Consider the following 14,160-nt stretch of genomic DNA (forward strand, 5'->3'; position numbering starts at 1 on the left):
TCCTGTATTCAGGGCCCGGGGCGAAACGGGGTACGGTCATGATCCGGCTGAGCAAGCTCACCGACTACGCCATCGTCGTGTTGAGCGAGATGGCGCGCCATGCGGGCACGGTCCACACCGTCGCCCTGCTGGCCGACCGCACCGGCGTGCCTGCCCCGACCGTCGCCAAGCTGATGAAGGCGATGACCCCGGCGGGGCTCACCACCTCGCAACGCGGCGCGTCTGGTGGTTATGCGCTCAGCCGGCCCGCCGATGCAATCTCGATCGCAGAGATCATCACGGCGCTGGACGGTCCGATCGCGCTGACCGCCTGCGTCGACGGTGCCGACAGCCAATGCGGGGTGGAGCAACTTTGCCCCATGCGCGGCGGTTGGGAAAAGGTCAACCGCGCGATCCGCGGCGCGTTGGAGCAGGTGACGCTGGCCGACATGATGGCCCCCATCACCTTCCCGGCGGCACCGCCGAGATCGGTCGCCGCGGCTTCCGCCGCCACGCCGCCGGCCCGCCCGGCGTACTGAACAGAATTTTCGAGAAGGACGAGGCAAAGCCATGGCCGCCCAACCGGAAACCGTCGAGCAGGTCCGCGCCGTCACGGAGCAGAAGTACAAGTACGGCTTCACGACCGACATCGAATCCGACGTCGCGCCAAAGGGCCTCAACGAGGACATCGTCCGCTTCATCTCCGCCAAGAAGAACGAGCCGGAATGGCTGTTGGACTGGCGCCTGAAGGCCTTCCGCGTCTGGCAGACGATGGAGGAGCCGCAATGGGCCGCCGTCAGCTTCCCGCCGATCGACTATCAGGACGCGCATTACTACGCCGCGCCGAAGAAGAAGGACGGCCCGAAGTCGCTGGACGAGGTCGATCCGGAGCTGCTGGCGACCTACGCCAAGCTGGGCATCCCGCTGCGTGAGCAGGAGATCCTGGCCGGCGTCGAAGGGTCGGAGGGCAAGAGCCCGGCGATCGCCGTCGACGCCGTGTTCGACAGCGTGTCGGTCGCCACCACCTTCAAGGCGAAGCTGGAGGAGATGGGCATCATCTTCTGCGCGATCTCCGAGGCGGTGCAGAAGCATCCGGATCTGGTGAAGAAGTATCTCGGCTCGGTCGTGCCCTACACCGACAACTTCTACGCCACGCTGAACTGCGCGGTCTTCACCGACGGCAGCTTCGTCTACATCCCCAAGGGCGTCCGCTGCCCGATGGAGCTGTCGACCTATTTCCGCATCAACCAGGCCAACACCGGCCAGTTCGAGCGCACGCTGATCATCGCCGACGCCGGCTCCTACGTCAGCTATCTGGAAGGCTGCACGGCGCCCCAGCGCGACGAGAACCAGCTCCACGCCGCGGTGGTCGAGCTGGTGGCGATGGACGACGCGACGATCAAGTATTCCACCGTCCAGAACTGGTACCCCGGCAACGCCGAGGGTGTCGGCGGCATCTACAACTTCGTGACCAAGCGCGGCGCCTGCCGCGGCCGGAATTCCAAGATTTCCTGGACGCAGGTGGAGACCGGCTCCGCCATCACCTGGAAGTACCCGAGCTGCATCCTGCAGGGCGACAACTCGGTGGGCGAGTTCTATTCGGTCGCCATCACCAACAACTTCCAGCAGGCCGACACCGGCACCAAGATGATCCACATCGGCAAGAACACCCGCTCGACCATCGTGTCGAAGGGCATCTCGGCCGGCAAGGCGCAGCAGACCTACCGCGGCTTGGTCAAGATCCTGCCCAAGGCCGAAGGCGCGCGCAACCACACCCAGTGCGACAGCCTGCTGATCGGCGACCAGTGCGGCGCCCACACCGTGCCCTACATCGAGAGCCGCAACCGCTCTGCCCGCGTCGAGCACGAGGCGACCACCGCCAAGATCAGCGAGGACCAGCTGTTCTACTGCCGCCAGCGCGGCATCGCGGAAGAGGACGCGGTGTCCCTGATCGTCAACGGCTTCTGCAAGGAGGTCCTGAAGGAGCTCCCCATGGAATTCGCCGTGGAGGCGCAGAAGCTGGTCGGCATCAGCCTGGAAGGCAGCGTGGGCTAAGGCGCCCCTGAGGAACGTGAAGACCGGACGGCGTGCCGGCGGCCTGAAGACGACAACGAGGCGAAGACGATGATCGAGATCAAGAACCTGCACGCCACCGTGGACGGCAAGGAAATCCTCAAGGGCGTCGACCTGACGATCCGCCCCGGCGAGGTCCACGCCATCATGGGGCCGAACGGCGCCGGCAAGAGCACCATGTCCTACGTGCTGGCCGGCCGCGACGGCTATGAGGTCACCGAGGGCTCGGTCACCTACTACGGCAAGGACCTGCTGGCGCTTGAGCCGGAAGAGCGCGCCGCCGAGGGTGTGTTCCTGGCCTTCCAGTACCCGGTGGAAATCCCCGGCGTCGCCAACACCACCTTCCTCAAGACCGCGGCCAACGCCATCCGCAAGCATCGCGGCGAGAAGGAGCTGGACGCGATGCAGTTCCTGAAGCTGCTTCGCGAGAAGACCAAGGCGCTGAACATGACCGACGACATGCTGAAGCGCGCCGTCAATGTCGGCTTCTCCGGTGGCGAGAAGAAGCGGAACGAGACGCTGCAGATGGCGGTGCTGGAGCCGAAATTCGCCATCCTCGACGAGACGGACAGCGGCCTCGACATCGACGCGCTGAAAATCGTCGCGGAGGGCGTCAACGCGCTGCGCTCGCCGGAGCGGTCGATGCTGGTCATCACCCATTACCAGCGCCTGCTCGACTACATCGTCCCCGACTACGTCCATGTGCTGTCGGCCGGCCGCATCGTGAAGTCGGGCGGCAAGGAACTGGCGCTGGAGCTGGAAAAGAACGGCTACCGCGACTTCGGCGCGAGCGAGGCGGCGTGATGACAGCCCTGCACCCGATGACCTATTCGACCCGCGGCGCCGACCCGACGACCGCGCCGGCCCTGCTGGCGCCGCTCGACCGGGTGGCGGGCGACCTGCCGGGCGCCGGCCTGTCCTGGCTGCGCGACCTGCGCGCCCAGGGCCGCGAGCGCTTCGCCGCCGTCGGCTTGCCGACCATCAAGAACGAGAGCTGGCGCTACACCAACCTGCGCGATCTGGCCAAGCTGTCCTTCCAGCCGGCCGGCGCCGCCCAATCCTCCTTCGACCTGCTGCCGACGGTGCGGCCGGAGGGTGAGGACGGGCCGCGGCTGGTGTTCGTCGACGGCCGCTTCCGCGCCGACCTGTCCTCCACCGACGGGCTGCCGCCGGGGGTGGAACTGCTGAGCCTCGCCGCCGCCCTCACCAGCCACGGCGACCTGCTGGCCGAGCATCTCGGCCGCCTCGCCGCCGCCGACGACCGGCCGCTGGTCGCGCTGAACAGCGCCTACCTCGCCGACGGTCCGTTCCTGCGCGTGCCGGCCGGTGTGCAGGTCGAGCGGCCGGTCGAGCTGGTCTTCGCCTCGGTCGGCAGCGACGCCGCCGCGACCGCCTTCCACCCGCGCACGCTGATCCTCGTGGAGGCCGGGGCGAAGGCGGTGGTGGTCGAACACCATGTCGGCCGCGGCGCCGGCACCACGCTCGCCAACCACGTCGCCGAGATCGTCGTCGGCGAGGGCGCCACGCTGCACCATTACAAGTCGCAGCGCGAGGCGCGCGGCGCCATCCACCTGTCGCACATCGCGGCGACGGTGGCGACCGGCGGCCACTACGACAACTTCATCCTGACGACCGGCGCCCGGCTGTCGCGCAACGAGGTGGTCAGCCGGCTGGACGGGACCGAGGCGCGGACCCACGTCAGCGGCGGCTATCTGGCGCGTGGCAACCAGCACGCCGACACCACCACGCTGATCGTCCACGCCCAGCCCAACGGCACCAGCCGCGAGGTCTACAAGGGCGTCATCGACGACACGGCGCGCGCGGTGTTCCAGGGCAAGATCACCGTCTGCCCCGGCGCGCAGAAGACCGACGGCTACCAGTTGAACCGCGCCCTGCTGCTGTCCGACAGCGCCGAGATCGACAGCAAGCCGGAGCTGGAAATCCACGCCGACGACGTCAAGTGCAGCCACGGCTGCACCGCCGGCGAGTTGGACGACAACGCCCTGTTCTACCTCCGCGCCCGCGGCATCGACCTGGAGACGGCGCGCGGCCTGCTGATCGGCGCCTTCCTGGCTGAATCGCTGGAGGAGATCGCCGAGCCTTCCATCCGCGACGCCTTCCAGGGGATCGTCGCCGGCTGGCTTGAGGAGCAACGCTGACATGCCCGACGCCATCCTGAACCAAGCCTACGACGTGCAGCGGGTGCGGGACGACTTCCCGATCCTGGCCCGCAGCGTCCACGCCAGGAAGGGAAAGCCCGGCAAGCCTCTGGTCTATCTGGACAGCGGCGCCTCCGCGCAGAAGCCGCGTCAGGTCATCCAGGCGATGACGCGCTTCCTGGAGGAGGACTACTCCAACATCCACCGCGGCGTTCATTTCCTGTCGCAGACCGCCACCGACCAGTTCGAGGCGGTGCGGACCAAGGTCGCGCGCTTCCTGAACGCGCCGAACGACCGCTGCATCGTCTTCACCCGCAGCTCGACCGAAGCGATCAACCTCGTGGCGGCCAGCTATGGCCGGACCTTCCTGCGGGAAGGCGACGAGGTCATCCTGTCGATCATGGAGCACCACGCCAACATCGTGCCGTGGCAGTTGCTCCAGGCCGAGAAGAAGATCGTCATCAAGGTCGTGCCCTGCGACGACGACGGCGTCTTCGACCTCAACGCCTACAAGGATCTGCTGTCCGACCGCACGAAGCTGGTGGCGGTGACCCACTGCTCCAACGTGCTGGGCACCGTCACCCCCGCCAAGGCGATCGCCACGCTGGCGCACGAGCGCGGCATTCCGGTGCTGTTCGACGGCAGCCAGGCGGTGGTGCACGGCACGGTCGACGTGCAGGACATCGACGCCGACTTCTACGTCTTCACCGCGCACAAGCTCTACGGCCCGACCGGTCTCGGCGTGCTGTACGGCAAGTACGACCTCCTGAAGCGCATGCCGCCCTACCAGGGCGGCGGCGACATGATCGAGAGCGTCAGCTTCGACGGCACCACCTTCAAGGCGCCGCCGTCGCGTTTCGAGGCCGGCACGCCGCCGATCACGGAGGTGATCGGGCTGGGCGCCGCCATCGACTATGTCGAGGCGCTGGGCCGCGACGCCATCGCCGCGCACGAACACGACCTGCTGCACTACGCGACGCAGCAGCTGTCGCAGGTCGACGGCCTGCGCATCATCGGCACGGCGCCGGGCAAGGGGCCGATCATCTCCTTCGCGCTGGAGGGCGTGCACCCGCACGACGTCGGCACCATCGTCGACCAGTATGGCGTCGCCGTGCGCGTCGGCCGCCATTGCGCCGAGCCGCTGGCCGAGCGGTTCGACGTCGGACCGACCGTCCGCGCCTCCTTCGGCCTCTACAACACCCGCGAGGAAGCCGACGCGCTCGTCGCTTCCGTCCAGGCGGTCAAGGAGTTCTTCGGAGCATGATGGACGATCTGCGCGAGCTGTATCAGGAAGTGATCCTGGACCACGGCAAGCACCCCCGCAACTTCCGCCATCCCGACGATTCCAACCGCGAGGCGAAGGGCGAGAACCCGATGTGCGGCGACCGCTTCATGGTCTATCTGACCCTGAAGGACGGGGTGGTGGAGGATGTGGCCTTCCAGGGCCGCGGCTGCGCCATCTCCACCGCCAGCGCGTCGATGATGACCGAGCTGGTGCGCGGCCGGACGGCGGAAGAGGCGGAAAAGCTGTTCCACGTCTTCCACGAGCTGTGCACCAAGGACGACCCGGAACCCCACGGCGACATCGACGACGAGACGATGGAAAAGCTGATGGTGATGTCCGGCGTCCGCCAGTTCCCGGTGCGGGTGAAGTGCGCGACGCTGGCGTGGCACGCCATGGACGCCGCGCTGCATGGCGAGGCCACGGCCTCCAGCGACCAGTTTTGACCGAGGGGGATCGAGATGCCCGATGAAGCCCTGACCTCGTCCGAGACGACGACGCCGACGAACGGCCCGACGGACATCCAGGTGACGGACAGCAAGCCGCAAGGCACGATGCCCGGCCCGCCGGAAGGCTACGACCCGCGCGAAGAGCTGATGGACCGTGTCGTTGCGGCGATCAAGACCTGCTACGACCCGGAAATCCCGGTCGACATCTGGGAACTGGGCCTGGTCTACCGCGTGGACATGGATGCCAACCGGAATGTCGAGATTGATATGACGCTGACCAGCCCCATGTGTCCGGTGGCCGGCGAACTGCCGGAGCAGGTGCGCCAGGCCGTGCTGGGCGTCGAGGACGTCAACGACGTCAAGCTCGAACTGGTGTGGGAGCCGCCCTGGCACCAGGGGATGATGTCCGAGGTCGCCCGCCTGCAACTGGATATGTTCTGAGCCGTTAGGAGACGATCACCATGGCCCGCGCCCTTCCCAAGGCGATCACCATCACCGACGCCGCCGCGGAGCGCGTCAAGGCGCTGATGTCCAAGGCGACCGACGAGATCGTCGGCCTGCGCATCGGCGTGAAGGCGCGCGGCTGCTCCGGCCTCAGCTACGACGTGCAGTACGCCAAGGAAAAGCTGAAGTTCGACGAGGTGGTGGAGGACAAGGGCGTCACCGTCCTGATCGACCCCGCCGCCGTGATGTTCCTGATCGGCAGCGAGATGGACTATGTCGACGACAAATTCCAGACCGGCTTCGTCTTCAAGAACCCGAACGAAAAGGGCCGCTGCGGCTGCGGCGAGAGCTTCCACGTCTGATCGTCTCTTCGCCTGATCCCCGGGCCGGAGGGCATCCGCCGCCTTGCCCTTGTTGGCGAGCGCCGACCTCCCCGTCGTCGGCGCCGCCGGCGGTCCCGACCTCAGCCTTCCTTGCGGGGGACGGTCTGGATCACTTCGAAGCCTTCGAACTCCGGCGGGCCGACATACAGCGGCTTGCGCGCGCCGGCGTTGCCGTGGGCGGCGCGGAACACCTCCGACCGGGTCCAGCCGACGAACGCCTCCTCCGACTCCCAGACGGTGTGGGAGGCGTAGAGCCGGTGCTCCTCGCGGTCGGGGCCGCGCAGCATGTGGAACTCGACGAAACCCGGCACCGTGTGGAGATGAACCTCGCGGTTCAGCCAGACCTCCTCGAAATCCCCCTCCGATCCGTGGCGGACCTTGAAGCGGTTCATCGCGATGTACATGCGCCCTGTCTCCCCGGCGTGGTCACGGATTAACGAGCGGTGAGGATAACGGCAACGGCGGCCGGTGCACAACCGGCCCGCCCGACACCACGCCTGCGGACCACCGCCGGGAAGGCCCCCGGACGTCTCCATTCCGTCGGGGTGGTTACTTCGCGTTAACTCAAGCCTGCTCTAATACGCGCAAAAGACGTGACATGCCGCGTGCCGGATTTCGGCGGAAGGCCGACCGGGGAGGAGACGATGACCGAGACACCCGTGCCGCCGCCGGCACCGGATGACCAGAAATCGCAGCCGCTCGGGGTCTTCAGATCCCTGGTCGCGCTGACGGTTCCGTTCCTGCTCGTCCTGTACGCGTCCGGCCTGCCGGGTTCGGTCGAACTGGCGCAATATCTGCCGCTCCACACCTTTTTCGAAACCTTCGCCATCGCGGTCGCCGCGCTGATCTTCGCGATCGGCTGGAACGCCTACGCGGAGGAAAACACACCGGCGCTGCTGGCGCTGTCCACCGGCTTCCTCGGCGTGGCGCTGCTCGATTTCGGCCATCTCCTCTCCTACGCCGGGATGCCGGCCTTCGTGACGCCGTCCGGTCCGGAAAAGGCCATCGTCTTCTGGCTGGCGGCGCGGCTTATGGCCGCACTGGCCCTGCTGGCGGCGGCCCTGCTGCCCTGGGACGCGGGGTCGTCCCGCTTGCGACGTCCGCTGCTCGGCATCGTCCTGCTGACGACCGCGGCGGTCTACTGGGCGGCGCTGTGGCACCCCGACCACCTGCCGCGCACCTTCATCGAGGGGCAGGGCCTGACGACCACGAAGCTGGTCGCCGAATACATCCTGGTGCTGCTCTACGCCGCCGCCGCGCTGACCCTGCACCGGCGCAGCCGGCGCCCGACCACGCTCGACGTCGGCCGGCTGATCGTCGCCGCCGTGGCCATCGCCATCGGCGAACTGTGCTTCACCCTGTATTTCAGCGTCTACGACCTGTCGAACGTCGCCGGCCACGTCTACAAGGTGATCGGCTACTGGTACCTGTACCGCGCCGTGTTCGTGACCTCGGTGCATCGCCCCTACGACGCGCTGCACCGCTCGCAACGCGATCTGTGGCGGGAGAAGGAACGGGCACGGGTGACGCTGCTGTCGATCGGCGACGGGCTGATCGCCACCGACACCGCCGGCCGGGTGACGCTGATGAACCCGGTCGCCGAACGGCTGACCGGCTGGAATTCCGCCGAGGCGGCCGGCCGGCCGGTCGCCGACGTCTTCCTGATCGAGAACGCCGAAAGCGGGGAGCGGGTGGAGGTGCCGGTCCGCCAGGTGCTGCTGCATGGCGAACTGGTCGGGCTGGCGAACCACACCGTGCTGGTGGCGCGCGACGGCCGCCGCAGCCACATCGCCGACATGGCCACCCCGATCCGCGACCACGACGGCCGGCTGCATGGCGTCGTGCTGGTCTTCCAGGACGTGACGGAAACCTACAACAGCCGCGAGGCGCTGAAGGAAAGCCTGTCGCTCAACAAGGGCATCCTGGAAAGCGCCGCCTGCGGCATCATCGCCACCACGCTGGACGGCGCGTTGCGCGTGTTCAACCGCGAGGCCGAGCGGATCTTCGGTTACAGCGCGGCGGAAACGCTGGGCCGGCCCATCCTGCCGCAGCTCCACGACGCCGACGAACTCCGCGTCCATGCCGGCCGTCTGACGGTCGAACTGGGCCGCCCGGTCCAGTCCGGCTTCGACGCCCTGGTCGCCCGTACCCGCGACAGCGGCGAGCCCGATCACCGCGAATGGACCGGGATCCGCAAGGACGGAACCCGCATCGCCGTGTCGATGGTGATCAGCGTGCTGCGCGACAGCGGCGGCGCGGTGCGCGGCTATCTGGCCGTCGTGATGGACATCACCGAGCGCAAGCGCGCCGAACGGCAGATCGAGACGCTCGCCTATTATGACCCGCTGACCAACCTGCCCAACCGCCGCCTGCTGCTGGAAACGCTGGGCCGCCATCTGCGCGAGGCGCAGCGGGCCGGGTGCTGGGGGGCGCTGATGTGCCTCGGGCTCGACGACTTCAAGCGGCTGAACGACGCCCGCGGCCACGCCGCCGGCGACATCCTGCTGCGCGAACTGGCCGACCGGCTGACCGGCACCCTGCGACCGGGCGACATGGCCGGCCGGTTGAGCGGCGACCAGTTCGTGATCCTGCTGCCCGACCTCGGCACCGACCGGGCGGAGGCCCAGGCGACCGCCCGGCGGACGGCGGAGACGATCCGGCGGGCGGTCGCCCAGCCCTTCCACCTCGACCGCTGGGAGCACAGCATCTTCGCCAGCATCGGCGTGACCGTCTTCCCCAAGACGGCGACCGAGACGGTGGAGGATCTGCTGAAGCAGGCGGACACCGCCATGTACGCGGCCAAGGACGCCGGCCGGAACACGATCTGCCCCTACGACCCCGCCATGCTGGTCGACGCCGAATCCCGCCTGCGCCTGCAACAGGATTTGCGCAAGGCGGTGCAGGCCGGGGAATTCACGCTGTTCCTCCAGCCGCAGACCCGCGCCGACGGCACCCTGGTCGCGGCCGAGGCGCTGGTGCGCTGGATGCACCCGCAGCGCGGACTGGTGGCGCCGGGCGCCTTCATCGCGGTGGCGGAGGAGTCGGGGCTGATCCTGCCGCTGGGCGACTGGGTCCTGACGGAGGCCTGCCATGTGCTGCGGCGGCTGGCCGACAGCGGCATCGGCTGCAAACTGTCGGTCAACATCAGCCCGCGCCAGTTCCGGCAGCCGGGCTTCTGCGCCGACGTGATCGCCGCGGTGGAGGCGACGGGGATCGACCCCCGGCGCCTGACGCTGGAGATCACCGAAGGCATCGCGATCGAGGACTGCGCCACCACCGTCGCCAAGATGGCCACGCTGTCGGCGTTCGGGATCTCCTTCTCGCTCGACGATTTCGGCACCGGGTTCTCGTCGCTGTCCTACCTGCAGCAGCTTCCGGTCACGGAGATCAAGATCGACCGTTCCTTCGTCCAGGACGTCGCCGGCAACAGCCACAACGCGGCGCTGGTCGAGATGATCTTGTCGATCGCCGGCCGGCTGGGCCTCGAAACCGTGGCGGAGGGGGTGGAGACGGCGGCGGAGCGCGACTTCCTGCACGATCGCGGCTGCGCGATCTTCCAGGGCTATTACTTCGACCGGCCGATGCCCGTCGACGACTTCGTCGGCAAATACGTGGCCCCGGCGGACCGCCTGCCGACCTCGGTATGATGGAGGGGCCGGCGACGGCCCCTCCGCAGCGCCTGACCGATGCCTACTTCTGGGCAACCGTCTCCGGCTGGCCGTTGTGCCAGGTGTACATGACGTAGTTGGGCTTGGTGATGTCGCCCTTCTTGTCGAACTCCACCGCGCCGACAACGGTGTCGAAGCTGTTGGCGTGCAGGGCGGTGCTCAGCTTCCTGGTGTCGGTGCCGCCGGCCTTCTGCAGGCCCTGGGCGATCACCTGGACCGCGGCGTAGCTGTAGAAGGCGAAGTTGCCCGGCTCGGGCAGGCCGGCCTTCTTGAAGGAGGCGATCAGCTCCTTGGCGTTGGGGTCGCTGGCGGCCGACGGGCTGTCGGTGTAGAGCGTGCCCTCGCCGGCCGGGCCGGTGATCGCCCAGTATTCCTGGTTGTTCAGGCCGTCGCCGGCAATGAACTGCGGCTTCAGCCCCTGTTCGTGCGACTGGCGGACGAGCAGGCCGAGTTCGGGGTGGTAGCCGCCGTAATAGACCGCATCGATCCGCTTGTCCTTCAGGCTGGTGACCAGGGACGAGAAGTCGCGCTCGCCCGCGGTGACCGACCCGCGGTAGGCGACCTTGCCCCCCGCCTTCTCCAGCGTCTCGACGACGACGTCGGCCAAGCCCTTGCCGTAGGCCTGCTTGTCGTCCAGAACGGCGATGTTCTTGCCCTGGAACGCCTTGGCGAGGTAGTTGCCCGCCACCACGCCCTGCTGGTCGTCGCGACCGCAGACGCGGAAGATGGTGGGATAGCCCTTGGCCGTCAGCAGCGGGTTGGTGGCGGTCGGGGTGACCATCACCACGCCTTCCTCCTGGTAGACGTCTGAGGCCGGGATCGAGGCGCCGGAGCAGAGATGGCCGACGACCGCCGTGACCTTGTCGCGCACGAACTGGTTGGCGACCGCCACCGCCTGACGCGGATCGCAGGCGTCGTCGCCCACCTTCAGGACCAGCTTCTGACCCAGCACGCCGCCCTTGGCGTTGATGTCCTCGATCGCCTGCTTGGCGCCGTACACCGACTGCTCGCCCAGCGCGGCCACCGGGCCGGTGGTCGCGGTGCCGAGACCGATGACGATGTCGGCCTGCGCCGACCCGATGCCGGCGAGCAGCGCGACCACGCTGACGAGGGGAATTGCGGTGACACGCATGGTGCTTCTCCCAGGATTATCCGTGGCGCCGGGCCATTCCGACCGGCCACGGCGCGTCCCCTTTTTTGACCGAACCGGCAAGTTTTTGAAAGGGCGATCCCGTATATCCGCGTCCATATGTCCCGCTTCCAGCCGATCGGGTCATTATCCGCCCCGCCGCGACGCCCCGCTACTCCCGGAACAGCTCCGCCGCGACGGCGTCGAGGACGCTGTCGTCGCTCCGCTGGTTGCCGTTGGTCAGGACGATCAGGGCGGTGCGGCGGCCGGGGTAATAGCGGACGTCGGCCTCGAACCCGTCATAGCGGCCGTCATGGCCGACGCTGCGGCCCCAACGGTCCTTGGCCAGCGCCAGCCCGAGCCCCTGCCCGGCCTCCTGCTCCGATGGCACCTGCATGCGCGCCACCAGCGACGGGCCGAGCAGGCGGCCGTCGCGGAACAGCGCGAAGATGAAGCGTTCCAGATCGCCCGCGGTGGTGACCAGCGGCCCGTCGCCGGTGGTGGCGGCCCAGGACCGGCGGCTGACGTCGCCCTCGTCGGTGTAGCCATGGGCCAGCCGGCGGTCGCGCGGGTCGGCACCGACCGTGGTCGCGCCCATACCGGCGCGCGCCAGCACCCGGCGCTCCAGCACCCGCGGGAAGGGGGCGCCGTCGCGCACCGCGGCGATGTGGCCGAGCAGGACATAGTTGCTGTTGGAATACTCGTACTGGCCGCCGACCGGGCCGGCCGCCGGCTCGCCATGGGCGTAGGCCAGCAGCGAGGCGCCGCGCGGCAGGTCGGGCCTCGCCTGCTCGTCCGCCTCATAGGCGTCGGTGACGTAATCGGGAATGCCCGAGCTGTGGTCGAGCAGATGGACCAGCCGCGCCCGGTTGGCGTTGGCCAGCCGCCCCAGCGGCAGATCCCCGACCAGTTCGCGCACCGGCTGGTCGAGCGCGATCAACCCCTCCTCCACCTGCTGGAGCACGGCAACCGCCGTCGCCATCTTGCCGACCGAGGCGACGTAGAACCGCGTGTCCTCGGTCACCGGCGTCCCGCCCCGCCGGTCGGCGACCCCGGACACGACGACCCGCCGCCCCGTCGGCCCCGACACCAGCAGCACGCCACCGTCCAGCTCCTCCGCCTCGAGGAAGCGGTCGAGCATCCGTTGCAGGCGGTCGCCCCCGGCGGCGGCTGGGTTGGGTATGACCAGAGCCACCATCGCCAGCAGGGCCGTCGCGGCGAGCGCCCGACCGACGATGGTTCCGAATTGCCGGGGAAGAGCGCGGTTCCGCCCGCCCGGTCCGTGGTCCTGCATGCCATCCCCCTGCGCTGGCCCGGATGCCGCCGATCCCGGCCCTCCCCCGAAAGGGTAGGTCGAGCAACCGGGAAAGGGCAAGGACAGCCGGTCAGCCGGCCGGGGTCGCCTGCGGATGGTCGGCGTGGGGCCGGTCGGCCGCGCCGGTCACACGGAGAGGCAGCAGGCTGCGGCGGGTGGCGACGAGCCAGACCGGGTAGCCCAGCAGGGCGAGGGTCAAGGCCTGCTTCAGCCACATCTGCGTCGGCCGGTAGAACCAGCCGCCATAGACATGCAATCCCAACCCGACCACGGCGAGCCCCAGCAGCATCGGCAACGCCCCGGCGCGCGGCCGGCGATGCTCCACCACCGCGGCCAGCGTGGTGAGAACCGCGATGCTGAGGTAGGAGCCCTCCTCCGTCCGCGGGTTGAACAGCACCAGATACCAGGCGCCGAGCATCAGCGTGACCATCACCCCAGTCGCATGGTCCAGCCGCCGCACCCCGGCCCAGGCGATCCCGGCCACCAGCAGCGCCCCGGCGATCCTGAGCCCGGTCATGGTGGCGTAGGCGGGCTGCACCCCGGCCTCCGCCAGCAGGCGGGTCAGGTCGAACCAGCGGCCGCTGTCGGGGGCGGCGGCGATGGCGAGCTTGCCGATCATCGCCGCATACTGTCCGGCGACATAGCCGGGGTCCGGGTGCAGGAAGGGCGCCAGCAGCGCCACCAGCAGCCCGAGCGCCAGCGGCCGCCGCACCCCCGGCCGCACCCCCGCGAACAGCAGCGCCGGCACCAGCGCCAGTGGCTTCAACGCCACCGCGAGCGCCAGCATCCGCCCGCCCCGCCGGTCATGCCCGCGCGCCAGATCGACCGCGGCGTGCAGGACGACCGACATCATGATCAGCTCGCACTGGCCGCGCAGGATGTTGATCGACGCGGTGGGGATCGCCGCCACCAGCACCCAGGCGGCGAGCGTCCGCCCCATGTTCGGGTGCAGCAACGCCGCCACCCGGTACACCGCTCCGGAGAAGACCGCCACCATCACCAGCCGCCACAGCTGGTCCCCAACCTCCAACGGCAACGCCGCCAGCGGCCCGAGCAGCACGGCGCTGGATGGGAAATAGAGAAAGCCGTGAATGCCCTCGGTGTAGACCGGCACCGACGACCACCAGTCCAGCACCGCATCCCGATAGATGTGCGTGATCGGCCGCCCCGGCCGGACGATGGCCATCACCGCCATCGCCACCACGAACAGGCACCACACCCCAACCGCCCACGCACTGGCGCCGACACGGCGCGCGTTTCCGCCGCGCGAAACGCGCGA

Annotated in this window: 13 protein-coding genes; 9 read left to right on the forward strand and 4 right to left on the reverse strand. The window is 68.8% G+C overall.

Annotated features, from left to right (window positions below; translation table 11 throughout):
• Positions 1 to 38: 38 nt before the first annotated feature.
• The 8 genes from TSO352_RS23270 to TSO352_RS23305 all read left to right on the forward strand — a co-directional run bounded on the left by TSO352_RS23270 (position 39) and on the right by TSO352_RS23305 (position 6,748).
• Complete coding sequence (locus tag TSO352_RS23270) at positions 39 to 518, forward strand: SUF system Fe-S cluster assembly regulator (protein ID WP_109109556.1); 480 nt, start codon at positions 39 to 41, stop codon at positions 516 to 518.
• A 31-nt stretch (positions 519 to 549) separates the two neighbouring features.
• A complete protein-coding gene (gene sufB / locus TSO352_RS23275) occupies positions 550 to 2,034 on the forward strand; it encodes a Fe-S cluster assembly protein SufB (protein WP_109109557.1) in 1,485 nt (494 codons plus the stop codon).
• A 69-nt stretch (positions 2,035 to 2,103) separates the two neighbouring features.
• Positions 2,104 to 2,856 (forward strand): Fe-S cluster assembly ATPase SufC, encoded by a 753-nt coding sequence (gene sufC, locus TSO352_RS23280; RefSeq protein ID WP_109109558.1) that lies wholly within the window; start codon positions 2,104 to 2,106, stop codon positions 2,854 to 2,856.
• Positions 2,856 to 4,211: a Fe-S cluster assembly protein SufD gene (gene sufD / locus TSO352_RS23285; protein ID WP_247872336.1), complete on the forward strand. Its 1,356-nt coding sequence runs from the start codon at positions 2,856 to 2,858 to the stop codon at positions 4,209 to 4,211. Before sufC ends, sufD begins: the two co-directional genes overlap by 1 nt.
• Position 4,212: 1 nt before the next feature.
• Positions 4,213 to 5,475 (forward strand): cysteine desulfurase, encoded by a 1,263-nt coding sequence (locus tag TSO352_RS23290; RefSeq protein WP_109109560.1) that lies wholly within the window; start codon positions 4,213 to 4,215, stop codon positions 5,473 to 5,475.
• Positions 5,472 to 5,939 carry a Fe-S cluster assembly sulfur transfer protein SufU gene (sufU, locus tag TSO352_RS23295; RefSeq protein WP_109109561.1) on the forward strand — a complete coding sequence of 156 codons (468 nt, stop codon included), beginning with the start codon at positions 5,472 to 5,474 and terminating at the stop codon, positions 5,937 to 5,939. Before TSO352_RS23290 ends, sufU begins: the two co-directional genes overlap by 4 nt.
• Before the next feature lie 15 nt (positions 5,940 to 5,954).
• Positions 5,955 to 6,383, forward strand: coding sequence for an iron-sulfur cluster assembly protein (locus tag TSO352_RS23300; protein WP_247872337.1), 429 nt, complete (start codon positions 5,955 to 5,957; stop codon positions 6,381 to 6,383).
• A gap of 20 nt (positions 6,384 to 6,403) precedes the next feature.
• The gene (locus TSO352_RS23305; RefSeq protein ID WP_109109562.1) at positions 6,404 to 6,748 is read left to right on the forward strand and encodes an iron-sulfur cluster assembly accessory protein; all 345 of its coding nucleotides are present in this window, start codon (positions 6,404 to 6,406) and stop codon (positions 6,746 to 6,748) included.
• Positions 6,749 to 6,849: 101 nt separating this feature from the next.
• Here TSO352_RS23305 and TSO352_RS23310 read toward each other — a convergent pair whose 3' ends face one another.
• Entirely contained in the window at positions 6,850 to 7,173 is a 324-nt protein-coding gene (locus TSO352_RS23310; RefSeq protein WP_109109563.1) for an antibiotic biosynthesis monooxygenase, read from the reverse strand.
• A gap of 240 nt (positions 7,174 to 7,413) precedes the next feature.
• Between TSO352_RS23310 and TSO352_RS23315 the strand changes: the two genes are divergently transcribed.
• Positions 7,414 to 10,416 (forward strand): MASE3 domain-containing protein, encoded by a 3,003-nt coding sequence (locus tag TSO352_RS23315; protein WP_109109564.1) that lies wholly within the window; start codon positions 7,414 to 7,416, stop codon positions 10,414 to 10,416.
• A 43-nt stretch (positions 10,417 to 10,459) separates the two neighbouring features.
• Here the strand turns inward: TSO352_RS23315 and TSO352_RS23320 are convergent, their stop codons facing one another.
• The 3 genes from TSO352_RS23320 to TSO352_RS23330 all read right to left on the reverse strand — a co-directional run bounded on the left by TSO352_RS23320 (position 10,460) and on the right by TSO352_RS23330 (position 14,100).
• Entirely contained in the window at positions 10,460 to 11,569 is a 1,110-nt protein-coding gene (locus tag TSO352_RS23320) for an ABC transporter substrate-binding protein (RefSeq protein ID WP_109109565.1), read from the reverse strand.
• 169 nt (positions 11,570 to 11,738) lie between these two features.
• Positions 11,739 to 12,860, reverse strand: coding sequence for a serine hydrolase domain-containing protein (locus TSO352_RS23325; RefSeq protein WP_247872338.1), 1,122 nt, complete (start codon positions 12,858 to 12,860; stop codon positions 11,739 to 11,741).
• Between the two features lie 91 nt (positions 12,861 to 12,951).
• On the reverse strand, positions 12,952 to 14,100 hold the full coding sequence (locus tag TSO352_RS23330) for a glycosyltransferase 87 family protein (protein ID WP_247872340.1): 1,149 nt from the start codon (positions 14,098 to 14,100) through the stop codon (positions 12,952 to 12,954).
• Positions 14,101 to 14,160: the final 60 nt, after the last annotated feature.

Source organism: Azospirillum sp. TSO35-2 (assembly GCF_003116095.1).
GTDB lineage: Bacteria > Pseudomonadota > Alphaproteobacteria > Azospirillales > Azospirillaceae > Azospirillum.

Bases quoted from the DNA above. Each gene is read 5' to 3' on its own strand.
- TSO352_RS23270 (WP_109109556.1), top strand. From the start codon at position 39: ATGATCCGGCTGAGCAAGCTCACCGACTACGCCATCGTCGTGTTGAGC.
- sufB (WP_109109557.1), top strand. From the start codon at position 550: ATGGCCGCCCAACCGGAAACCGTCGAGCAGGTCCGCGCCGTCACGGAG.
- sufC (WP_109109558.1), top strand. From the start codon at position 2,104: ATGATCGAGATCAAGAACCTGCACGCCACCGTGGACGGCAAGGAAATC.
- sufD (WP_247872336.1), top strand. From the start codon at position 2,856: ATGACAGCCCTGCACCCGATGACCTATTCGACCCGCGGCGCCGACCCG.
- TSO352_RS23290 (WP_109109560.1), top strand. From the start codon at position 4,213: ATGCCCGACGCCATCCTGAACCAAGCCTACGACGTGCAGCGGGTGCGG.
- sufU (WP_109109561.1), top strand. From the start codon at position 5,472: ATGATGGACGATCTGCGCGAGCTGTATCAGGAAGTGATCCTGGACCAC.
- TSO352_RS23300 (WP_247872337.1), top strand. From the start codon at position 5,955: ATGCCCGATGAAGCCCTGACCTCGTCCGAGACGACGACGCCGACGAAC.
- TSO352_RS23305 (WP_109109562.1), top strand. From the start codon at position 6,404: ATGGCCCGCGCCCTTCCCAAGGCGATCACCATCACCGACGCCGCCGCG.
- TSO352_RS23310 (WP_109109563.1), bottom strand. From the start codon at position 7,173: ATGTACATCGCGATGAACCGCTTCAAGGTCCGCCACGGATCGGAGGGG.
- TSO352_RS23315 (WP_109109564.1), top strand. From the start codon at position 7,414: ATGACCGAGACACCCGTGCCGCCGCCGGCACCGGATGACCAGAAATCG.
- TSO352_RS23320 (WP_109109565.1), bottom strand. From the start codon at position 11,569: ATGCGTGTCACCGCAATTCCCCTCGTCAGCGTGGTCGCGCTGCTCGCC.
- TSO352_RS23325 (WP_247872338.1), bottom strand. From the start codon at position 12,860: ATGCAGGACCACGGACCGGGCGGGCGGAACCGCGCTCTTCCCCGGCAA.